Source organism: Aeromonas aquatilis (assembly GCF_054052405.1).
The window spans coordinates 1-19,588 of sequence record NZ_JBSTYP010000075.1 but is presented as its reverse complement, the minus strand read 5'-3'; the positions used below and the strand labels follow the sequence as shown (position 1 = coordinate 19,588).

Genomic DNA, 19,588 nt, shown 5'->3' with positions numbered 1-19,588 from the left:
GCTGGGGTATCCATGATGGTAGACCTCAAGGTGATGGCCTACTTCAAGCTTAGCCTTTCAACACGTAATTGGGACATAGCCAATAGAAAGGCCCCGCCATTACTGGCGGGGTCTTTTCGTTACCGAGACCTGAACGACTTAGGCGGTCGGGGTCAGGGTAATGGTCACGCGGCGGTTCTGGGCTTTGCCAGCGGCGGTGCTGTTGGTAGCAACCGGCTGATCCGGGCCCACGCCGGTGGTGGAGATGCGGCTACCTGCTACGCCCTGACCAATCAGCTGAGCGGCAACGGCATCGGCACGATCGCGGGAGAGCTTCATGTTCAGGTCGCGGGAACCGGTGCTGTCGGTGTGACCGACCACGTTCAGGCGGGTCTTGTCGAACTCGGCAACGACCATGGCGACGCCGGAGAGGGTGTTGGCTCCGGCCGCTTTCAGCTGGGAGCTGGAGCTGTCGAAGGTCACGTTGTTCGGCATGTTGAGGATCAGCTCATTGCCATTGCGGGTAACGCTGACGCCGGTGCCCTGCAGCTTCTCGCGCAGCTTGGCTTCCTGCACGTCCATGTAGTAGCCGATACCGCCACCCAGGGCCGCGCCAGCAGCAACGCCGGTCAGGATGCCCTTCTTGCGATCACCCTTGCTGGAGGAGAGCGCACCTACGGCCGCACCGGCAGCGGCGCCAGCCAGCGCGCCCCAGGCACCTTTGGAGGTCTGGGATTCACCTGTGTAGGGGTTGGTGGTACAGCCGCTCAGGGCAACGGTCAGTGCCAGAGCAGGCACCAGGATCTTGGCTCGCATGAAAAAACCTCTGTGAAAACAATCCGGCACCATGCCGGGGGCCGGATTGTAACGCGCTGGCACGCCATTGTCTGACGCAAGCCTGAACAGATGGCGAGAGTGATGTTTTTTTGGCCAATCGGCGTGTTGTCAGCGCGGTAACTGACACTCGGCGTGGCAAGGACAGCTGACCAGATGATCGTTCACCATCCCCACAGCCTGCATGAAGGCATAACAGATGGTGCTGCCAACGAAGTTGAAGCCGAGCTTCTTGAGCGCTTTCGACATGGCATCCGACTCCGGCGAGGTCGCCGGAATATCGCCGTTGCCCCGGCGCTGGTTGACGATGGGGGCGCCGCCCACGAAGCCCCACAGGTAGTCGGCGAAGTCGATCCCCTGCTCCTGCAACGCCAGATAAGCGCGGGCATTTCTGATGATCGACTGCACCTTGAGCCGGTTGCGGATGATGCCGGTGTCCTGCATCAATCGCTCCACATCCTGCTCGTCGAAGCGGGCAATCTGCATCGGATCAAAGTCGGCATAGGCGCGGTAATAGCTCTCGGTGCGCTTGAGGATGGTGATCCACGACAGCCCCGCCTGCTGGCCGTCGAGGCAGAGCTTGGCAAACAGCTCGCGGGCGTCATAGACCTGCCTGCCCCACTGTTTGTCATGGTATTCAATGTATTCCGGGTCTTTGGTCACCCAGGCGCAGCGCAGTTCCATTTCCTCTCCCTCGTTATTTCAGCGGTTTGCCCGACCCTGCACACTCTACAGGTGGCACTGCTCACATCATATACCGGACATCCCGCCCGACCAGCCACAGCGCAGCACCATCCCGCGAATCCGCTGCAATTTCGCCTATTATCCGACCATGCCAGACGGTATACTCCCTCGGTTCACATTCAGCAAATCTTGCTCTGATTTTCACTTCGCGCGAAAAAAATTATGCAAAAATTCGATGTCAAAACCTTTCAGGGCCTGATCCTGCAGCTGCAGGACTATTGGTCCCGCCAGGGCTGTACCATCATTCAGCCGCTGGATATGGAGGTGGGTGCCGGTACTTCCCACCCCATGACCTGTCTGCGTGCCCTGGGCCCGGAGCCCATCGCCTGCGCTTACGTGCAACCGTCCCGCCGTCCGACCGACGGCCGCTACGGTGAAAACCCGAACCGCCTGCAGCACTACTACCAGTTCCAGGTGATCATCAAGCCTTCCCCCGACAACATTCAGGAACTCTATCTGGGCTCCCTGAAAGAGCTGGGCATGGATCCTGAGATCCACGACATCCGCTTCGTGGAAGACAACTGGGAAAACCCGACTCTGGGTGCCTGGGGTCTGGGTTGGGAAGTGTGGCTGAACGGCATGGAAGTGACCCAGTTCACCTACTTCCAGCAGGTTGGCGGCCTCGAGTGCAAGCCGGTCACCGGCGAGATCACCTACGGTCTCGAGCGTCTGGCCATGTACATTCAGGGCGTGGACAGCGTCTACGATCTGGTCTGGTCTGACGGCCCGCTGGGCAAGACCACCTACGGCGATGTGTTCCACCAGAACGAAGTGGAGCAATCCACCTACAACTTCGAGCACGCCGATGTGGAGTTCCTGTTCCACTGCTTCGAGCAGTACGAAAAGGAAGCCCAGAATCTGCTGGCACTGGAAAAACCGCTGCCGCTGCCTGCCTACGAGCGCATCCTCAAAGCCGCTCACTCCTTTAACCTGCTGGATGCCCGCAAGGCCATCTCGGTCACCGAGCGTCAGCGCTACATCTTGCGCATTCGCACCCTGACCAAGGCCGTGGCAGAGGCATACTACGCCTCCCGCGAAGCGCTGGGCTTCCCGATGTGCCAACGTGGCAGCAACGAGAACAAGCAAGGTTAAGGAACGGACATGGCACAACATACATTTCTGGTAGAGATCGGTACTGCTGAGCTGCCGCCCAAAGCCCTGCGCTCCCTGGCCGAAGCCTTTGCCGACAACTTCAAAGCCGAACTGACCAAGGCCGATCTGGCCTTCGGCGACGTCGAGTGGTTTGCCTCACCGCGCCGTCTGGCGCTAAAGGTGAGCGAGCTGGCTGGCGAACAGCCGAGCAAGAGCGTCGAGAAGCGCGGCCCGGCCGTGTCTCAGGCGTTCGATGCCGAAGGCAAGCCGACCAAGGCCGCCGAAGGCTGGGCCCGTGGCAACGGCATCACCGTTGAGCAGGCCGAGCGTCTGGTCACCGACAAGGGCGAGTGGCTGGTTCACATCGCCAAGGTCGAAGGCCGTCCGGCCAAAGATCTGCTGGGCGAACTGGTTAGCCAGGCGCTGGCCAAACTGCCGATCCCGAAGATGATGCGCTGGGGCGACAAGACCATCCAGTTCGTGCGTCCGGTCTTCACCGTGACCCTGCTGCTGGATGGCGAGCTGGTGCCCGCTCACATTCTGGGTATCGACTCTGCCCGCACCCTGCGCGGTCACCGCTTTATGGGCGAGAGCGAGTTCACCATCGACAACGCCAGCCAGTACCCGCAGATCCTGCAGGAGCGCGGCATGGTGATTGCCGACTTTATGGCGCGCAAGGCCAAGATCAAGGCTGACGCCGAAGCGGCCGCTGCCGCCTTTGGTGGCGTGGCCGATCTGGACGACGCCCTGCTGGAAGAAGTCACCGCGCTGGTCGAGTGGCCGGTAGTGCTGACCGCCAACTTCGAAGAGAAGTTCCTGGCCGTTCCGGCTGAGGCGCTGGTTCACACCATGAAGGGTGACCAGAAGTACTTCCCGGTCTACGACAAGAACGGCAAGCTGCTGCCGAAGTTCATCTTCGTCACCAACATCGAGTCCAAAGACCCGAGCCAGATCATCAGCGGCAACGAGAAGGTGGTGCGCCCCCGTCTCTCTGACGCCGAGTTCTTCTTCAAGACCGACCTCAAGCAGACCCTGGCCTCCCGCCTGCCGCGCCTTGAAACCGTGCTGTTCCAGCAACAGCTGGGCACCGTCAAGGCCAAGGTCGAGCGCATCGAGACCGTCGCCGGCTTTATCGCCGAGCGTATCGGTGCCGATGTGGCTCAGGCCAAGCGTGCCGGTCTGCTCTCCAAGTGTGATCTGATGACCAACATGGTCGGCGAGTTCACTGACACCCAGGGTGTCATGGGGATGCACTACGCCCGTCACGATGGCGAAGACGAAGCGGTGGCTGTGGCCCTCAACGAGCAGTACATGCCGCGCTTTGCCGGTGATGCCCTGCCGTCCGGTCTGGTTGCCTGCGCCGTCGCGCTGGCCGACAAGTTCGACACCCTGGCCGGTATCTTCGGCATCGGCATGCTGCCGAAGGGTGACAAGGACCCGTTCGCCCTGCGTCGCGCCGCCATCGGTGCCCTGCGCATCATGACCGAGAAGCAGCTGGATCTGGATCTGGTTGAACTGGTTGAAGAAGCGGTACGCGTCTACGGCGACAAGCTGACCAACAAAACCGTCGTCACCGACGTGGTCGACTTTATGCTGGGCCGCTTCCGCGCCGCCTATCAGGACGAAGGCATCGGTGCCGACGTGGTGCTGGCCGTACTGGCCCGCCGCCCGACCCGTCCGCTCGACTTCGATCGTCGCGTCAAGGCCGTCAGCCACTTCCGCACGCTGGATGCCGCCTTGGCACTGGCTGCCGCCAACAAGCGCGTGAGCAACATTCTGGCCAAGGTCGAAGGCGAACTGCCGACTGCCGTCAAACCGGAACTGCTGGTCGATGCCGCCGAGAAGGCGCTGGCTACCCAGGTTGCCGAACTGCAAGCCGAACTGGCCCCGCTGTTCGCTGCCGGTGACTATCAGGCTGCCCTCACCCGTCTGGCCGCCCTGCGCGAGCCGGTCGACACCTTCTTCAACGAGGTGATGGTGATGGCCGACGACGAAGCCCTCAAGGCCAACCGTCTGGCACTGCTGAACAACCTGCGCAACCTGTTCCTGCAAGTCGCGGATATCTCCCTGCTGCAGTGATCTAGGTTGGGTTGAGTGATATATAAAACGGCGCCGCGAGGCGCCGTTTTTATTTTATATAGCACCATCACATCTATATAATTAATTAAAAATTCATGGAGGCACATATGGTCAAGTTATCTTCAGAATTAATGAGCCTCTTCAAAATCACAAATGATGATGTTTCTATATATTTAGAAAACAATGCTGGATTTTATGGTTTACATGAATCGAGAATAAGCAGCTTACTTTTCTCACAGTTAACCGATGCAATAAAAAATAGAAAATTTAGCTCCTTTGCCGTTACTGATTTAATGCAGGCGATTGACGGTGTAAAGCATCGACATGTCGTAGAAAACAAATTCAAACATCCTCCATTGCAAGGGTTTTATAAATCCCATTTTATAACCCCTGCATTTATCATGAAAAATATAATAAATGAATGGGGGCTGAATTTCGAAAACAGCAAAAAACTTGATGCCCTTTGCAAAAAGATAATTGCAGAAGAGGAAATAAATCCATCAAAGCATGGATGGCAAGATCGATTCTCACATGAGTTTGTCATTGAAGGCTATAAAAACAGAGCCAACAAGAACAACCTTACGGGTGAATGGTTGATTTATTCAAAGTATAAAGGCATGAATATTTTTCTATGCTTGGCATCTCACTCTTCCACGACTAAAGATGACTTTTTTATATATGAAATGATGCGCTACTTCTGTGCGAAAGAGTTCCCATTTCTTTTTGACCAATCAATCAACTAAAACCATAATGCCGCTAGGTTGGTAATTAAATAAATTAAAACTTTCATTCGTTATTTGACGCTAAATGACCCGTGGAATATGGTGGTTAGTGGCATATGATTTGTTATAAATTATTTAAAATAAGGATGAAAAAAATGGAATTTATTCAGAGTAGTGCGGGATATGTGGTGCTTGGGGGCGTTGTAGCTGCTTTGCCACAAACCATTTCATTTATGCTCACCTGGTTTAGAGAGGCGCTGGCTGCCAAAATCCAGCGCCGACTTGATGCCGAACAACTTGCCATCAAGCTAGTCATCAAGCTGGATGAAGTGGTCGCAGCGTGTGTCGATCTGGTCGAAGATCCCATGCTAGCGGATCACCAGGGATTGCCGCAAAGCACGGTCAAAGATCCCGATATCATCCTGCCAGCAGGGCAATATACTGTTTTCCCTTCGCCATTGATGTTCGGCATCCTGTCACTACCCAGTTCCCGTCAGCTGATCGAGGTGCATTTGGCGCGCCTTGGCAATGACTGCGACCCGCTGGAATATGCCGAGTTTTATCGTGTGAGAGCAGAGTATTTCGCCCACCTTGGCTTGCAGGCGCTGGATCTGATCAACCAATTAAGTGAGCGCTATCATCTGCCCGCCATCCAGCTACGCGATGAACCCCGCACTAGGGCATGCCTCACCACCGCAATTCAGGCCACCTCACAGCACGAGCCCAGCAGCTCTCAACCGATCCGGCCGGAGCTACATGCTCAACTAGCAGGCTAACGTGCCCGACGTTTAGAGTGGCTCGATTAGCCGTCAGGCGTAATCGGACGTTCGCGTAAATCGATTATCCCGCCATAACGGCCAGCCGAATTTCCTCCCTCCGGCTGGCTGGCCGCCCCTGCTGCACGGCAACACGCGCAACTAAATCCTCTCGTTCGTCCGATTACGCTGCGCTAATCGAACCTACATAAGGCGGTGAGATATGGTGCATGCCGGTCGGTGCCGAACATCGAGCAGCCCAATATTGACCTTGGGTTGGCATGACGCCCCCTCATCCCCACCCCTTCTCCCACAAGGGGAGAAGGGGGCAACCCGTAGGTTCGATTAGCCGCTAGGCGTAATCGGACGTTCGCGTAAATCGATTCCCCCGCCATAACGGCCAGCCGAATTTCCCCCTCCGGCTGGCCGCCCCGCTTCACGGCTGCAACCACAATCAAAGCCTCTCGTTCGTCCGATTACGCTGCGCTAATCGAACCTACGATTCCTTTGCCAACGCGGCAATGATCCGCTCCACGCTCTGGGTGACCGACAGGGTGGCGCTATCCAGCACCAGACGCTCACTGTCCCAGGGTTGATAGTCGCGATTGATCACCGCCTGCCAATCCGGCAATGCCAGCCCCTCGATATCCGCCGTCCGGTGCTCGACCCGCTCGCGGTGCAGCTTCGGATTGGAGCAGATCACCTCGACATCGAGACAGGGCACCCCGACCGAGAGGGCGATGTCATGATAAGCATCCCGGGTCAGCTGGATGGGGTTAACGGAATCCGTGATGACGGTCGAGCCGAGTTTCAGGTTTGCTCTGGCCAGCCCATAAGCGACGAAATAACCGGCCGGCCCCATCTCTTCAGCCGTCCGTTCAGCATCACGAATGGCCTGCTCTATGGTGTCAATGCGCAGATAGACGGCGCCCAGCCGCTGGGCCAGAGCCAGTGCTATGGTGCTTTTCCCGCTGCCCGGCAAACCACTGAAGATGATCAGCATGTGCTATTCCTGTCGTGAACGAAGAACCTGAGTCGCATGGTATCGGATTGCCACCATCTCCACAGCGTCTTGCGTGTCACCGCCGCCGATACACCCGCTCGCAGGTTCGATTAGCCGTCAGGCGTAATCGGACGTTCGCGTAAATGGATTCTCCTGCCATCACGGCCAGCCGAATTTCCTCCGGCTGGCTGGCCGCCCCTGCTGCACGGCAACAACCGTAACCAAAGCCTCTCGTTCGTCCGATTACGCTGCGCTAATCGAACCTACAGGTCTGCGGATTATGCAACTTGGTACTGATTGGTCATTGCCGAATCCATCATGGCTCCGGCTTCGAAACCCTGCCCGAGGTGGATTTCGCCAGCCTGTAAGCAAATCGGCCTGCACAGACCCCCTCAGCCTACTCCCGCCCGAATAAGAAAACGGACACCCGAGGGTGTCCATGTGCATACCCTGTGACCCTGCGCCATGGTCACACTGTCACCTTTCCCGGTTAATGGGTCAGCTGTGGCAACAGTTGCAGCAGGTGAGCCCGTATCGCCAGCGGCGTCTGGCTGACCCAGATCTCCAGCAGGCCATACGCGAGCAACGGCAGCACCAGCAGCACCAGGCAGAGCAGCCCCAGCAAACGGCTCGGTGCGAGCCGGAGCATCTTGCTGCCAAGGTGCAGGGCCTCGACCCGCTTGGGGCAGGCGGCCACGCAGCTCAGGCAGCTGGTGCACTCCAGGCTGCGCACCGCGATGAGCTGGTGCACCTGGATACGCGACGGGCAGGCCCGGCTGCACTTGTCGCAGTCATGACCCAGGCTTCGCAGGCAGCGGGCCGGGTCACGGCGAATGCGCAGCGGCGTCAGTAGCCCCAGTAGGGCGAGCCAGACGCCATAAGGGCAGAGGTAGCGGCAGAATCCCTGACGAAAGGTCGCGGTAAGCAGCAACACCCAGCCGAGGCACAGACCCGAGACCAGGGTCAGGTTGAAGAAGAAGGCTCCCATCTTCATATCCGCCGCCTGATGGTAGGGGCTGGTGAAGTAGCCGGGCAGGGCAGCAGCCGGCACCGCCAGCAGGATGATGAAGAGCAGAAAGCCGAGCACCAGAAACTTCTGGGTGCGCAGGGCAAGATCCAGCCAGCGCGGTGGGCTCCACTCCCCCGGCAGCAACCGGTGGCGCAGGCCATGCAGCCATTCCCCCACCAGCCCGAGCGGACAGAACCAGGCACAGAACGCCCGCCCCAGCAGCAGGGCCGACAAGGAGAGCACCAGTACGGTGACGGTGGCCGCCGGATGGTGGGGATCCACCAGCCCCTGCGCGAACCAGGCCCGCAGCCCGAGGCCACCGGCGATGGGCAGGAAGGCATCCACCACGTCCGGGCGCACCAGCCAGGGGCTCATCCCCTGTCCCAACTGCCAGATATGCAGGCTGTATTGCACTGTGACCAGCCCCCAGCAGAGCAGCAGCAGATGGCGAGTGCCTGCCCGCAACTGCTGACTGTCGATCGCCCCGAACACGGGCAGCGGCCGCCTCTGATGCCGGAAGGCAAGCACGGCGGTGACCGTCCCCAGTGCGAGCCAGAGCAGGCTGTCCGCCGCCAGCAACCAGACTAGTCCCAGCAGACCGAGCGCAAGACGTCCCGGCCAGCCGGTGCGCACCTGCCACGCCAACAACACCAGATAGACCATACCGGCCACCATGGTTATCGCTTCAATCACGCTCATGCATCCCCCACTGCCTACATCCGGATCCGGCAACAAGGATAACTAACATTTGAGTTGATTATTTTGATCTGCATGGGCCGAGGGAAGAGTTATGGCCAATGCCTCCCTCGCAGGCTCTCCCCTCTTTCAACGACACGCCGCCTCACCAGCTAGGCGCTAGCCGCGGGCACGGTGGAGGTGGTAGTCAACGTGATAGTCGTTGGCATTACGGAACATGATGGAGTAGTTGAGGAACTCTCCGCTCTCGCTGTATGAGAGCGAGGTGAGCCGCAGGATAGGGGCCCCCTGCTCGATATGGAGCAACTCGGCAGTAACCCGATCCGCCAGCACGGCACTGAAGCACTCATAGTTACCCGCAATCGCGATGCCGCACTCCCGTTCGATGTAGTCGAATTTGGACCCTTCCAGATGGGCGACCGACAGATTACGAAACAGTCTGACCGGCATGTAGCTCTCTTCCAGCAGCAGAGCCCGACCATCCACCGAGCGGATCCGGCTGGAGTAATAGACGGATTCATTCACCTTCACCCTCAGCTGACTGGCGATGGCTGGTGGCGCTGGCATGGTGCGAAATTCCAACACCTGGCTGGTCAAAGTGCGCCCCTGCTCGCGCATCAGTTCGGTAAACCCGCTCAGCCCTTTCGTCTCATGCTGGACATCCTTTTTCGTCACATAGGTACCGCTGCCGTGGCGCCGCTCGACCAGTCCCCACTCGATCAACATGTCTACCGCTTTGCGAATGGTCATGCGGGAGACGCCATACTGTTCTGCCAGCGCTTTTTCGCCCGGCAACACATCTCCCACCCGGCACTCGGCACCGTTTACCCTGATCCTGAGTCGATCAGCCACCGATTTATAGATCACTACTAGACATCTCCTGTGGTCACAACGCCAACCATCTTATTCTTAATCAAGTGGCTAAATTGCTTAAAAACAATAACTTAACTTTCAACTAAAGCTGCAAGAACATCACGAAACCAAGAGGTACAACAATATCGCAAAAGTTAGACATCTTTGTCTAAATAACTGCATGCGTCAGATCACATTATTCCAAGATATTTCATGAGGTCTCTTTTTATCATTGCTAATTTGCATCTGGCAACACCGGCAAGGATTCGATTAGCTATTTCAACCAAGGGACAATATATGCTCAGTCAAATTCAACGTTTTGGCGGAGCAATGTTCACTCCTGTACTGCTTTTTCCTTTTGCAGGTATGGTAGTAGGCATTGCAATTATGCTGAAAAACCCGATGTTTGTCGGTGAATCACTGGCAAACCCACAAGGATTATTTTTCCAGATCATTCATATTATTGAAGAGGGTGGCTGGACAGTATTCAGAAATATGCCGCTCATATTTGCGATTGGCCTGCCAATCGGTCTGGCAAATAAGGCTCAAGCCAGAGCTTGTCTGGCTGTATTGGTCAGTTTCATGACCTGGAACTATTTTATCAACGCCATGGGCATGACCTGGGGCAGTTATTTCGGGGTCGACTTCAGTCAGGATGTGGGGGGTGAAAGTGGCCTCGCCATGGTGGCGGGGATCAAGACCCTGGATACCAGCATCATAGGGGCCATCGTCATCTCCGGCATCGTGACGGCACTGCACAACCGCCTGTTTGATCGCCAACTACCGGTCTTTCTCGGCATCTTTCAGGGCAGCTCCTTTGTCACCATTGTCGCCTTCTTCGTGATGATCCCCTGCGCCTGGCTGACCCTGCTTGGCTGGCCAAAAGTACAGATGGGCATCGCCTCCCTGCAGAATTTCATGCTGGTCTCGGGTCCGGTCGGGGTGTGGGTATACACCTTCCTCGAGCGGATTTTGATCCCGACCGGCCTGCATCACTTTATCTACGGCCCCTTCGTCTTCGGCCCAGCGGCAGTAGAGGGGGGCATTCAACTCTACTGGGCGCAGCACATGCTGGAGTTCAGCCAGAGCACTCGCCCGCTGATTGAACAGTTCCCTCAGGGTGGCTTTGCCCTGCACGGCAACTCGAAGATTTTCGGTGCCATGGGGATTGCTCTGGCCATCTATGCCACGGCAGCCAAAGAGAACAAGGCCAAGGTGGCAGGCCTGCTGATCCCGGCCACCCTGACCGCCATTCTGGTCGGTATCACCGAGCCGCTGGAGTTCACCTTCCTCTTCATCTCGCCGTTGCTGTTTGCCATCCACGCCCTGCTGGCAGCCACCATGTCGACTGTGATGTACCTGTTTGGTGTGGTCGGCAACATGGGCGGAGGTCTGCTCGACCAGTTCCTGCCGCAGAACTGGATCCCCATGTACCACAACCATGCGGGAATGATGTTCACCCAGATCGCTATCGGATTGGTCTTTACCGGCATCTGGTTCCTGATATTCCGCGCACTGATTATCAGGCTCAATCTTAAAACACCGGGCCGGGAAGACAGTGAAATAAAGCTTTATTCCAAGTCAGATTATCAGGTAGCCAAAAACCAGCGTGGCAGTGATAGTGCAACACAAATTATCGAAGCGCTTGGTGGAGTCAAAAATATACGTAGTCTGAATAACTGCGCCACCCGCTTAAGAATATCGCTGGTTAACAGCAAGCTGGCAGCAGCAGATGAGGGGTTTATTAAATTGGGTGCCCATGGGGTCGTCCGCCATGGAGATAGTATCCAGGTAATTATCGGTCTGCATGTACCTCAGGTACGTGAAAATATGGAATCGATTATGAACAACAATCATCAACAATCGTCTTTAGTAATGGAGTCATGATCATGAAAAAATTCTCTGTAGTCATTGCCGGTGGTGGCAGCACTTTTACTCCTGGTATCGTTCTGATGTTGCTGGAAAATCAACATCGCTTCCCGCTCAAGGAGATCAAATTCTACGACAACGATGGTGCCCGTCAGGAGATCATCGCCGAAGCCTGCAAAATCTTGCTGAAAGAGAAGGCTCCCGAGATCGCCTTCAGCTATGGCACCGACCCCAAAGCAGCGTTTAGCGATGTAGATTTCGTCATGGCCCATATCCGGGTTGGCAAATATCCGATGCGCGAGCTGGACGAGAAGATCCCGCTGCGTCATGGCGTGGTCGGTCAGGAGACCTGCGGCCCGGGCGGTATCGCCTATGGCATGCGCTCCATCGGTGGAGTGCTGGAGCTGGTCGACTATATGGAGCAGTACTCACCCAATGCCTGGATGCTGAACTACTCCAACCCGGCCGCCATTGTGGCCGAAGCGACCCGTCGTCTGCGTCCCAACGCCAAAATCCTCAACATCTGCGACATGCCGATCGGGATCGAGGGGCGCATGGCCCAGATTGCCGGTCTCAAATCCCGCAAAGAGATGCGGGTACGCTATTACGGCCTCAACCACTTTGGCTGGTGGACCCGCATCGAGGATCTGGAAGGCAACGACCTGATGCCGAAGATCAAGGAGCACGTCGCCCGCCACGGCTATGTGCCCAATAGCACCAGCCATGCCGAAGCCAGCTGGAACGATACCTTCACCAAGGCAAAGGATGTGTGGGCGCTCGACCCGGATACCCTGCCTAACACCTATCTGAAGTACTACCTCTACCCGGACTATGTGGTAGCCCACTCCAATCCGGAACACACCCGTGCCAACGAGGTGATGGAGCACCGCGAGAAGCAGGTCTTCACCGCCTGTAGCGACATCGTCAAGGCAGGTAATTCAGCAGCGGGCGAGCTGGAGATCGATGAACACGCCTCCTATATCGTGGATCTGGCAACCGCCATCGCCTTCAACACTCAGGAGCGGATGCTGCTGATCGTACCCAATCGCGGCGCCATCCCCAACTTTGACCCGGAAGCCATGGTCGAGATCCCCTGCCTGGTCGGCAGCAGCGGGCCAGAGCCGTTGCAAGTGGGCAGCATCCCGCTGTTCCAACAGGGCATGATGGGTCAGCAGGTCGCGGTCGAGAAACTGGTAGTCGAAGCCTGGGTCGAGCACTCTTACCAGAAGCTGTGGCAAGCCATCACCCTCTCCAAGACAGTACCCAGTGCATCGGTGGCCAAGTCCATTCTCGATGACTTGATAGAGGCCAACAAAGCCTACTGGCCGGAACTGAAATAAACCGCCCATAAACAAAAACCCCCTCGTGACAGAGGGGGTTTTTCGTGTTGGCAACGGGTGCGGGATTAACGCAGCGGTTTGACCGAGCGACGGACAATCAGCTCGGGCTGAACCGTCATCGATTCCACTTCCAGCTCCTTGTTGCGGATCCGGCTGACCAGATGCTTCACCGCCAGCTGGCCCAGTTCGGCCTTAGGGTGACGGATGGTGGTCAGCGGCGGGCTGGAGAAGCGCGCCATCTCCACATCGTCGTAGCCGATGATGGAGATATCGTCCGGCACCTTGACTCCCGCTTCCCAGGCAGCGCAAATAGCGCCGATCGCCATGGGATCGTCGAAGGCAAAGACCGCGGTCGGACGAGGCTGCAGGGCCAGGATGCGCTGCATGGCATCGAAGCCGCTCTGGCTCTCGTAGTCCCCTTCAAAGACCTGTTCATCTTTGAGGGTCAGACCGTGTTCACCCAGCGCATCACGAACCCCGTCCAGTCGCTGCTGGGTGGTCGGCTTGGAGAGCTGACCCGTGATGCAGACGATGTCACGGTGCCCCAGCTCCAGCAGATGGCGTACGGCCATGCGAGCGCCGATGCGGGCGTTGTCGTTGATGACGTTGGCGAAATCGCACTCCGTGCCCCAATCCAGTACCACCTGCGGCACGTTCTTGTGGATGCGCAGCATGTCGCGCAACGGGGTGTCGATATCGGTACCCAATACCAGCAGACCATCCACCCGTTTTTCCATCAGCATTCTCAGGTAATGCTGTTGGCGAGGCGGCTGGTTTTCGGTGTTGCAGAGGATCAGGCTGTAGCCCTGTTCGAAGCAGTACGCTTCAACCCCTTGCACCACTTCTGCGAAGAAGGGGTTTACGCTGGTGGTCACCAGCATACCAATGGTCTTGGTCGAATTTATTTTAAGACTGCGCGCTACCGAGTTGGGCGCGTAGTTGAGTTCTGCCACCGCCTCAATCACTTTCTGGGTCGCGTCTTCGCTGACCCGCCGAGTGTGGTTGAGCACATGTGAGACGGTGGAGATGGATACGCCTGCGCGCGAGGCGACATCCTTGATAGTGGCCATCTCTGTCTCCTGACTGTCAAAGGCGGAACATTAGCAGATTTCCCGAATAAAGGCTTGGTTTTAACGAGCTCTGCCACGGAATTGTCAATGCCGGCTAATTTAGGCGCTCATTTCTGTTTGCGCAAATGGATTCTGGTCAAAATGGGAGCGCCGTCAGAGTAAAATATCGCCAGATTAATCCTCTGGCGTTTGTCAAAATTGCCTCTCGTTACCAAGATGTTAAGTCCACAAATCAAAATTAAGCTCTAATTAACAGAAAATAACAGGTCATTTATTTCAAAATTCGCCCATCAAACCCCCTCTGGTTAGTATCTTTAACAGCTTGTTATTGCCCCGTGAGGAATGATAGAACCATACCTATAGCCGGATGCACGGGATGTAGATCCGGAATGGCACACGGAAATGAAACAATCCACTGATTAAGGGACGAATCAATGCATAAGTTGAGCAAAATCACAGTTGGCGCAGCGGTTTCTTTGGCTCTGTTTGGATCGATCTCCATCGCTCACGCGGCAGACACCATCAAGATCGGTATCGCAGGCCCGGTCACCGGCCCGGTTGCCCAGTACGGGGACATGCAGTTCACCGGCGGAAAGATGGCGGTTGAGCAGATCAACAAGGCTGGCGGCATCAATGGCAAGCAGATCGAAGCGGTCGTCTATGACGATGCCTGCGATCCCAAACAGGCGGTGGCCGTTGCCAACAAGGTGGTAAACGACGGCGTCAAGTTCGTGGTCGGTCACCTCTGCTCCGACAACACCCTGCCCGCCTCCGACATCTATGAAGACGAGGGGATCCTGATGGTCACCCCCGCCTCTACCAACCCCAAGATCACCGAGCGCGGTTACCAGCTGACCCTGCGCACCATCGGCCTGGATAGCGATCAGGGCCCGACTGCCGCCAAGTACATCATCGAGCAGGTCAAACCCCAGCGCGTCGCCGTTATCCACGACAAGAAGCAGTATGGTGAAGGCATAGCCTCCAGCGTGAAAGCGGCGCTCGACAAGGCTGGCGTGAAAGTGGTGGCCTTTGAAGGGATCACCGCCGGTGACAAGGACTTCTCCGCTCTGATCGCCAAACTGCAGAAAGAGAACGTCGATTTCGTCTACTACGGCGGCTATCACCCGGAGCTGGGTCTGATCCTGCGTCAGGCTGGCGAGAAGGGGCTGAAAGCCAAGTTCATGGGCCCGGAAGGGGTGGGTAACAAGGATATCTCCGCCATCGGTGGCCCGGCTTCCGAAGGCCTGCTGGTGACCCTGCCGAACAAATACGATCTGGTGCCTGCCAACGCCCCGCTGGTGGCGGCGTTCAAGGCCAAGGGTCAGGACTCCTCCGGCCCGTTCGTCTGGACTACCTATGCCGCGGTGCAAACCCTGGCAGCCGGTATCGCCAAAGCGGGTGAAGATGACCCGGCTGCCGTTGCCGCCGCCATCAAGGCCGCACCTATCGATACCGTGATGGGCCCCCTGACCTGGGCACCGAACGGTGACCTGAAAGGCTTCGAATTCGGTGTGTTCCAGTGGCACGCTGACGGTACTTCCAGCCAAGTCAAATAATCTGCCGATCGGGGGTGAGTACGCTCACCCCCTCCTCTCTTTGCGGGCAAGTACAGGGAACGCAGTATGTCCGAACACCTCCTCTATCTGGTTCAGCAACTGCTGAACGGATTAACCATAGGCAGCACCTATGCGTTGATCGCCATTGGCTACACCATGGTCTATGGCATCATCGGCATGATCAACTTCGCCCACGGCGAGGTTTACATGATCGGCTCCTATGTCGCTTTCATGGTGATGGCGGGGCTCATGATGATGGGCATCGACAGCACCTTTCTACTGCTGGGGGGCGCCTTCCTAGTCAGTATCGTCATCACCGGCACCTATGGCTGGAGCATCGAGCGGGTCGCCTACCGGCCACTGCGCGGTGGCAACCGGCTGATCCCCCTCATCTCCGCCATCGGCATGTCGATCTTCTTGCAGAACATGATGCGAATGGCTCAGGGCTCGCGGGATATCGCCATGCCCAGCCTGATCTCCGGTGGCTGGACCCTGGGCGGCGAGGATGGTTTTCAGGCCAGCCTCTCCTATATGCAGCTGATCATTTTCGTGGTGACTTTCATCACCATGCTGGCGCTGACCCAGTTCATCGGCCGCTCCCGCATGGGCCGCGCCTGCCGCGCCTGCTCGGAAGATATCAAGATGGCCAACCTGCTGGGCATCGACACCCACGTGGTCATCTCCATCACCTTCGTGCTGGGGGCTGCGCTGGCCGCCGTCGCCGGGGTGCTGCTCGGCATGTATTACGGCGTCATCAATCCCTACCTCGGCTTTATGGCCGGTCTGAAGGCCTTCACCGCCGCGGTACTGGGCGGTATAGGAAGCATTCCGGGCGCCGTACTGGGCGGCCTGCTGCTCGGCGTGGTGGAAGCGCTCACCGCTGGCTATCTCAGCACCGAGTACAAGGATGTGATGGCGTTTGCCCTGCTGATTGGCGTCTTGCTCTTTATGCCGACTGGCATTCTAGGTCGTCCGGAAGTGGAGAAAGTGTGATGAGACATCAATTTATCCACGCCTGTATCGCCAGCCTGGTGCTGCTGGTGCTCTCCTTCTGGCTGCTCGGCTTCAAGCTGGAGACCGATGGCGCCAGCCTGCAGGTGGTGAGCCGCCTCGATGTGTCGCTGGCCTGGCTGCTGGGCGGCGCCATCCTGGTGTTCTGGTTCCAGCTGCTGCGCGGCCAGATTGCCAAGCTGTTTCAGGCCTCCATCAGCGGCTTCTCGGTCGGCTTCACCAAGCTGGTGCTGCCGAGCCCGGAAGAGGCGCCCAAGCTCTATAACCTCACCGCCGTGCTGGTGCTGCTGTTCGCGGTAAGCTGGCCCTTTATGGCTTCTCGCGGCGCCATCGATCTCGCCACCCTCACCCTGATTTACATCATGCTGGGGCTGGGGCTGAACGTGGTAGTCGGCCTCGCCGGCCTGCTCGATCTCGGCTATGTAGGCTTCTATGCGGTCGGCGCCTACAGCTATGCCCTGCTCAACACCTACTTCGGGCTGAGCTTCTGGGAGTGCCTGCCCATCGCCGGGCTGATGGCCGCTACCTTCGGCTTCCTGCTCGGTTTCCCGGTATTGCGGCTGCGGGGGGACTATCTGGCCATCGTCACCCTGGGTTTTGGCGAGATCATCCGCATCCTGCTCAACAACATGACCACCCTGACCGGCGGCCCGAACGGCATATCCGGCATCCCCAAGCCGACGCTGGGGGGTCTGGAGTTCAACCGCACCGTCAAGGATGGGGGCTTTGATACCTTCCACAACTTCTTCGGCATTACCTACAACGCCAACCACAAGGTGATCTTCCTCTACCTGATGGCGCTGGTGCTGGTGGTGGTGACCCTGTTTGTCATCAACCGCCTGCTGCGGATGCCACTGGGCCGCGCCTGGGAAGCGCTGCGGGAAGACGAGATCGCCTGCAAATCGCTGGGGCTCAACCCCACCATCATCAAGCTGACCGCCTTCACCATAGGCGCCACCTTTGCCGGTTTCGCAGGCAGCTTCTTTGCCTCGCGGCAGGGCTTTATCAGCCCGGAATCCTTCGTCTTTATCGAGTCGGCCATCGTGCTGGCGATTGTGGTGCTGGGTGGCATGGGCTCGCAAATCGGGGTGGTGCTGGCTGCCATCGTGATGACGGTGCTGCCGGAGCTGGCCCGCGAGTTCAACGAATACCGCATGCTGATGTTCGGCCTCTTGATGGTGTTCATGATGATCTGGCGGCCACAGGGATTGCTGCCGATGACCCGTCCGCATCTGGAGTTGAAGAAATGAGTACCCATCAGAAGTTCATAGATGTCTCTGATCTGTCGATGCGCTATGTGGCTGAATGGCTGGCAGTGACTTGCTCCACCTTGAATAGGGAGCTGAAAAAATGAGTGCCACTCAGAAGTTATTGGAAGTTTCTGATCTGTCGATGCGCTTCGGAGGGTTGCTGGCCGTCAACGGGGTCAAGCTGGATATCGACAAGGGCGAGGTGATCTCCATCATCGGCCCCAACGGCGCGGGCAAGACCACCATCTTCAACTGCCTGACCGGCTTCTACTGCCCGAGCGGCGGCACCATCCGCTACAAGGGTGAGGAGATCCAGGGGCTGCCCGGCCACCTCATCGCCCGCAAGGGGATTGTGCGTACCTTCCAGCATGTGCGGTTGTTCAAGGAGATGACGGCGGTGGAGAACCTGCTGGTTGCCCAGCACCAGCACCTCAACACCAGCTTTATCGCCGGTCTGTTCAAGACCCCGGCCTTCCGCCGGGCGGAGCAGGAGGGGCTGGAGCGGGCCGCCTTCTGGCTGGATAAAGTGGGGCTCAAGGATCTCGCCAACCGCGCCGCCGGCAACCTGGCCTACGGTCAGCAGCGCCGCCTCGAGATCGCCCGCTGCATGGCGACCCGTCCCGAGCTGCTGATGCTGGATGAACCGGCCGCCGGCCTCAACCCGAAGGAGACCGACGAGCTGGACGAGCTCATCATGAGCCTGCGGGACGAATTCGGGGTCTCGGTGCTGCTGATCGAACACGATATGAAGCTGGTGATGGGCATCTCCAACCGTATCTTCGTGGTCAGTCAGGGCACCCCGCTGGCTCATGGCAAGCCGGATGAGATCCGCAACAACCCGGCAGTGATCAAGGCCTATCTGGGCGAGTCGTAAGGACAAAAAGATGTTAGAACTTCGCAACGTATCGACCCACTACGGCAAAATTCAGGCACTGCACGATGTCAGCGTCGAGGTGAAAGAGGGGGAAATCGTCACCCTGATCGGTGCCAACGGCGCTGGCAAAACCACCCTGCTGATGACCCTCTGCGGCGAACCCAAGCCCAGCAGCGGCTCCATCTGGTTTGAGGGGGAACAGATCAGCGCCCTCACCACCGCCCGCATCATGCGCAAGGATATCGCCGTGGTGCCGGAGGGGCGCCGCATCTTCGCCCGCCTGACGGTGGAGGAGAACCTGCTGATGGGTGCCTTCTTCGTTGACAAGGCAGAGCAGCATGGCCTGCTGGATCAGGTATTCACCCTGTTCCCGCGCCTGCACGAGCGGCTGGAGCAGCGCGCTGGCACCATGTCCGGCGGCGAGCAGCAGATGCTGGCCATTGGCCGCGCCCTGATGAGCAAGCCGCGCCTGCTGCTGCTGGATGAACCCTCGCTGGGGCTGGCCCCCATCGTCATCCAGCAGATCTTCGACACCATAGAGCAGTTGCGCCAGAAGGGGATGACCATCTTTCTGGTGGAGCAGAACGCCAACCAGGCGCTCAAGCTGGCCGACCGCGGCTATGTGCTGGAGAACGGCCACGTGGTGCTGCAAGACACGGGCGCCGCCCTGCTGGCCAACCCGGCAGTGCGGCAGGCCTATCTGGGCGGTTAACCCACTGACCCGCATGCCATATCGCCAAGGGAGCCGCAGGCTCCCTTATCTTTGGCTATGTCCCAATTACGTGTTGCATGGGGTGCCCCAGCGCCTCATGCAAACATGCTTTGATATTCACGCCCCTCCCGTAACGCTCCA

At 57.9% G+C, this 19,588-nt stretch carries 17 protein-coding genes; 11 read left to right on the top strand and 6 right to left on the bottom strand.

The genetic code is table 11. From position 1 onward, the window contains the following. Positions 1-138: 138 nt before the first annotated feature. The gene (locus tag ACW5W8_RS21235; RefSeq protein ID WP_005339468.1) at positions 139-795 is read right to left on the bottom strand and encodes an OmpA family lipoprotein; all 657 of its coding nucleotides are present in this window, start codon (positions 793-795) and stop codon (positions 139-141) included. 129 nt (positions 796-924) lie between these two features. Further along, positions 925-1,497, bottom strand: coding sequence for a DNA-3-methyladenine glycosylase I (locus ACW5W8_RS21230; protein WP_498630218.1), 573 nt, complete (start codon positions 1,495-1,497; stop codon positions 925-927). A gap of 222 nt (positions 1,498-1,719) precedes the next feature. On the opposite strand from ACW5W8_RS21230, the gene glyQ reads away from it, so the two are divergent. The 4 genes from glyQ to ACW5W8_RS21210 all read left to right on the top strand — a co-directional run bounded on the left by glyQ (position 1,720) and on the right by ACW5W8_RS21210 (position 6,226). Continuing rightward, positions 1,720-2,649, top strand: coding sequence for a glycine--tRNA ligase subunit alpha (gene glyQ, locus ACW5W8_RS21225; protein ID WP_010672400.1), 930 nt, complete (start codon positions 1,720-1,722; stop codon positions 2,647-2,649). A gap of 9 nt (positions 2,650-2,658) precedes the next feature. After that, on the top strand, positions 2,659-4,728 hold the full coding sequence (gene glyS / locus ACW5W8_RS21220) for a glycine--tRNA ligase subunit beta (RefSeq protein WP_498630216.1): 2,070 nt from the start codon (positions 2,659-2,661) through the stop codon (positions 4,726-4,728). A 107-nt stretch (positions 4,729-4,835) separates the two neighbouring features. Beyond that, a complete protein-coding gene (locus tag ACW5W8_RS21215) occupies positions 4,836-5,471 on the top strand; it encodes a hypothetical protein (RefSeq protein WP_498630215.1) in 636 nt (211 codons plus the stop codon). A gap of 134 nt (positions 5,472-5,605) precedes the next feature. Further along, on the top strand, positions 5,606-6,226 hold the full coding sequence (locus ACW5W8_RS21210) for a hypothetical protein (protein ID WP_498630213.1): 621 nt from the start codon (positions 5,606-5,608) through the stop codon (positions 6,224-6,226). Between the two features lie 475 nt (positions 6,227-6,701). Here ACW5W8_RS21210 and ACW5W8_RS21205 read toward each other — a convergent pair whose 3' ends face one another. The 3 genes from ACW5W8_RS21205 to ACW5W8_RS21195 all read right to left on the bottom strand — a co-directional run bounded on the left by ACW5W8_RS21205 (position 6,702) and on the right by ACW5W8_RS21195 (position 9,780). After that, positions 6,702-7,208, bottom strand: a complete 507-nt coding sequence (locus ACW5W8_RS21205) for a P-loop nucleotide/nucleoside kinase family protein (RefSeq protein ID WP_498630211.1) — start codon at positions 7,206-7,208, stop codon at positions 6,702-6,704. Positions 7,209-7,698: 490 nt separating this feature from the next. Then, a complete protein-coding gene (locus ACW5W8_RS21200; protein WP_498630209.1) occupies positions 7,699-8,916 on the bottom strand; it encodes a 4Fe-4S binding protein in 1,218 nt (405 codons plus the stop codon). Positions 8,917-9,072: 156 nt separating this feature from the next. Next, positions 9,073-9,780, bottom strand: a complete 708-nt coding sequence (locus tag ACW5W8_RS21195) for a GntR family transcriptional regulator (protein WP_498630208.1) — start codon at positions 9,778-9,780, stop codon at positions 9,073-9,075. A 282-nt stretch (positions 9,781-10,062) separates the two neighbouring features. On the opposite strand from ACW5W8_RS21195, the gene ACW5W8_RS21190 reads away from it, so the two are divergent. Continuing rightward, positions 10,063-11,652, top strand: a complete 1,590-nt coding sequence (locus tag ACW5W8_RS21190; RefSeq protein WP_498630221.1) for an alpha-glucoside-specific PTS transporter subunit IIBC — start codon at positions 10,063-10,065, stop codon at positions 11,650-11,652. Beyond that, positions 11,649-12,974 carry a 6-phospho-alpha-glucosidase gene (locus ACW5W8_RS21185; protein WP_498630206.1) on the top strand — a complete coding sequence of 442 codons (1,326 nt, stop codon included), beginning with the start codon at positions 11,649-11,651 and terminating at the stop codon, positions 12,972-12,974. The genes ACW5W8_RS21190 and ACW5W8_RS21185 overlap by 4 nt, the downstream gene beginning before the upstream one ends. Before the next feature lie 65 nt (positions 12,975-13,039). Here ACW5W8_RS21185 and ACW5W8_RS21180 read toward each other — a convergent pair whose 3' ends face one another. Continuing rightward, a complete protein-coding gene (locus tag ACW5W8_RS21180; protein WP_005355925.1) occupies positions 13,040-14,044 on the bottom strand; it encodes a substrate-binding domain-containing protein in 1,005 nt (334 codons plus the stop codon). A gap of 434 nt (positions 14,045-14,478) precedes the next feature. Between ACW5W8_RS21180 and ACW5W8_RS21175 the strand changes: the two genes are divergently transcribed. The 5 genes from ACW5W8_RS21175 (at position 14,479) to ACW5W8_RS21155 (ending at position 19,447) form a co-directional block, all read left to right on the top strand. Next, positions 14,479-15,600 carry a branched-chain amino acid ABC transporter substrate-binding protein gene (locus tag ACW5W8_RS21175; RefSeq protein ID WP_005339442.1) on the top strand — a complete coding sequence of 374 codons (1,122 nt, stop codon included), beginning with the start codon at positions 14,479-14,481 and terminating at the stop codon, positions 15,598-15,600. Positions 15,601-15,666: 66 nt separating this feature from the next. Further along, entirely contained in the window at positions 15,667-16,593 is a 927-nt protein-coding gene (livH, locus tag ACW5W8_RS21170) for a high-affinity branched-chain amino acid ABC transporter permease LivH (RefSeq protein WP_498630204.1), read from the top strand. Continuing rightward, positions 16,593-17,861: a high-affinity branched-chain amino acid ABC transporter permease LivM gene (locus ACW5W8_RS21165; RefSeq protein ID WP_498630202.1), complete on the top strand. Its 1,269-nt coding sequence runs from the start codon at positions 16,593-16,595 to the stop codon at positions 17,859-17,861. The genes livH and ACW5W8_RS21165 overlap by 1 nt, the downstream gene beginning before the upstream one ends. Positions 17,862-17,961: 100 nt before the next feature. Next, entirely contained in the window at positions 17,962-18,735 is a 774-nt protein-coding gene (gene livG, locus ACW5W8_RS21160; protein WP_498630200.1) for a high-affinity branched-chain amino acid ABC transporter ATP-binding protein LivG, read from the top strand. 10 nt (positions 18,736-18,745) lie between these two features. After that, positions 18,746-19,447 carry an ABC transporter ATP-binding protein gene (locus tag ACW5W8_RS21155; protein WP_287867538.1) on the top strand — a complete coding sequence of 234 codons (702 nt, stop codon included), beginning with the start codon at positions 18,746-18,748 and terminating at the stop codon, positions 19,445-19,447. Positions 19,448-19,588: the final 141 nt, after the last annotated feature.

What these genes read in the sequence shown, in the direction of transcription:
- ACW5W8_RS21200 (WP_498630209.1), bottom strand. Translation starts at nt 8,916, where the DNA reads ATGAGCGTGATTGAAGCGATAACCATGGTGGCCGGTATGGTCTATCTG.
- ACW5W8_RS21185 (WP_498630206.1), top strand. Translation starts at nt 11,649, where the DNA reads ATGATCATGAAAAAATTCTCTGTAGTCATTGCCGGTGGTGGCAGCACT.
- livG (WP_498630200.1), top strand. Translation starts at nt 17,962, where the DNA reads ATGAGTGCCACTCAGAAGTTATTGGAAGTTTCTGATCTGTCGATGCGC.
- ACW5W8_RS21155 (WP_287867538.1), top strand. Translation starts at nt 18,746, where the DNA reads ATGTTAGAACTTCGCAACGTATCGACCCACTACGGCAAAATTCAGGCA.
- ACW5W8_RS21175 (WP_005339442.1), top strand. Translation starts at nt 14,479, where the DNA reads ATGCATAAGTTGAGCAAAATCACAGTTGGCGCAGCGGTTTCTTTGGCT.
- ACW5W8_RS21215 (WP_498630215.1), top strand. Translation starts at nt 4,836, where the DNA reads ATGGTCAAGTTATCTTCAGAATTAATGAGCCTCTTCAAAATCACAAAT.
- ACW5W8_RS21190 (WP_498630221.1), top strand. Translation starts at nt 10,063, where the DNA reads ATGCTCAGTCAAATTCAACGTTTTGGCGGAGCAATGTTCACTCCTGTA.
- livH (WP_498630204.1), top strand. Translation starts at nt 15,667, where the DNA reads ATGTCCGAACACCTCCTCTATCTGGTTCAGCAACTGCTGAACGGATTA.
- ACW5W8_RS21165 (WP_498630202.1), top strand. Translation starts at nt 16,593, where the DNA reads ATGAGACATCAATTTATCCACGCCTGTATCGCCAGCCTGGTGCTGCTG.
- ACW5W8_RS21235 (WP_005339468.1), bottom strand. Translation starts at nt 795, where the DNA reads ATGCGAGCCAAGATCCTGGTGCCTGCTCTGGCACTGACCGTTGCCCTG.
- ACW5W8_RS21210 (WP_498630213.1), top strand. Translation starts at nt 5,606, where the DNA reads ATGGAATTTATTCAGAGTAGTGCGGGATATGTGGTGCTTGGGGGCGTT.
- glyS (WP_498630216.1), top strand. Translation starts at nt 2,659, where the DNA reads ATGGCACAACATACATTTCTGGTAGAGATCGGTACTGCTGAGCTGCCG.
- glyQ (WP_010672400.1), top strand. Translation starts at nt 1,720, where the DNA reads ATGCAAAAATTCGATGTCAAAACCTTTCAGGGCCTGATCCTGCAGCTG.
- ACW5W8_RS21180 (WP_005355925.1), bottom strand. Translation starts at nt 14,044, where the DNA reads ATGGCCACTATCAAGGATGTCGCCTCGCGCGCAGGCGTATCCATCTCC.
- ACW5W8_RS21230 (WP_498630218.1), bottom strand. Translation starts at nt 1,497, where the DNA reads ATGGAACTGCGCTGCGCCTGGGTGACCAAAGACCCGGAATACATTGAA.
- ACW5W8_RS21205 (WP_498630211.1), bottom strand. Translation starts at nt 7,208, where the DNA reads ATGCTGATCATCTTCAGTGGTTTGCCGGGCAGCGGGAAAAGCACCATA.